2 protein-coding genes are annotated in these 1,049 nt (G+C 48.7%); both read right to left on the reverse strand.

Annotated features, from left to right (window positions below; genetic code table 11):
* Positions 1 to 566, reverse strand: a 566-nt coding sequence (locus tag H8711_RS13770) for a relaxase/mobilization nuclease domain-containing protein (protein ID WP_249283899.1), incomplete at its 3' end; no start/stop codon positions are given.
* On the reverse strand, positions 527 to 856 hold the full coding sequence (locus H8711_RS13775; RefSeq protein ID WP_005934759.1) for a plasmid mobilization protein: 330 nt from the start codon (positions 854 to 856) through the stop codon (positions 527 to 529). The genes H8711_RS13770 and H8711_RS13775, both read right to left, overlap by 40 nt.
* Between the last annotated feature and the right edge of the window lie 193 nt (positions 857 to 1,049).

A 1,049-nucleotide genomic window follows, 5' to 3' on the forward strand; every position in this document is an offset into this window, starting at 1 on the left:
ATGACAAGCCGGTCGATGGTCTGCTTGAGTTTCTGCTTCCAGCTCGTGCCGCGTTTGGCTTCGGTGTACTCCTTGTAGCCCATGCCCTTGTTCTGAGAGGGAGGGATAACAGAGAGACCGTTTTCCTTACAGAGCCGGTCGCTGACCTCACGCATATCATAGTAAATCCGCTTATAGCTCTTGTATGCGTGGTAGTTCACAAAGTCAACCGCATTGAAAATCAGATGGTTATGAACATGGTCTTTGTCAATGTGAGTGGTCAGCACATACTCATATTTTCCTCCGAGGATTTCATCTGCAAACTGCTTGCCAATCTCGTGGGCAAGCTCCGGTGTGACCTCTCCAATTTCAAAGGACTGGATCACATGACGGGCTATGATCCTGACCGGATTCATCCCTTTTTGCTCGGCTATTTTCCGCGTCCATTCAAATTCCCGCGCTGCGGTCTCGCTGGCACAGCCGTAGGACGAGACCAGTAGCTTCTCGTCGGTCTTTTCGGGATTCAGAATGTACGCGATTGCCTTGCTCAAAGTTCCTCGGATTGCTTTGATTTTAGTAACTGCCATACCGCATCCATCTTTTCTTTCAGCTCGTCAATATCGTCCTGATAGAATCGTCCCGTCGAGTTGATTCTGCGGCAGACGGTATTGATGTTCACGCCGATCTTGTTGATTTCGGCGGCGAGCTTTTTCTGCTCTGTGTAGTCTACGACAATGATGTAACCGTCGATCAGCATCTTCCTTGCATACGCACCGAAGTTCTCCGTGCCGATCATTTCCATCTTCTTTGCAATCGTTCGTTCTTCCTGTGGTGTCAGCCAAATCTTCTTCTGAATGTCTCGCGTTCTTCGTACCATGCTGCGCCCTCCGTCGTAAAGATTAGAAGGGTTTGGGACTATCCCAACAAGCAAAAATCTGATGTTAAGGGCAGGGTCTCCTTAACTGATTTTTCTCCGGTGGGTACTCACCGGATTTGCTTGCTAATCTCCCAAAATCGTATTCCCCGAAGATTCCTCCGTGAAATGTCCCTTCACTTTACAACGGACACAA

Source organism: Ligaoa zhengdingensis, from assembly GCF_014384885.1.
In the GTDB taxonomy this organism is placed as follows: domain Bacteria; phylum Bacillota; class Clostridia; order Oscillospirales; family Ruminococcaceae; genus Ligaoa; species Ligaoa zhengdingensis.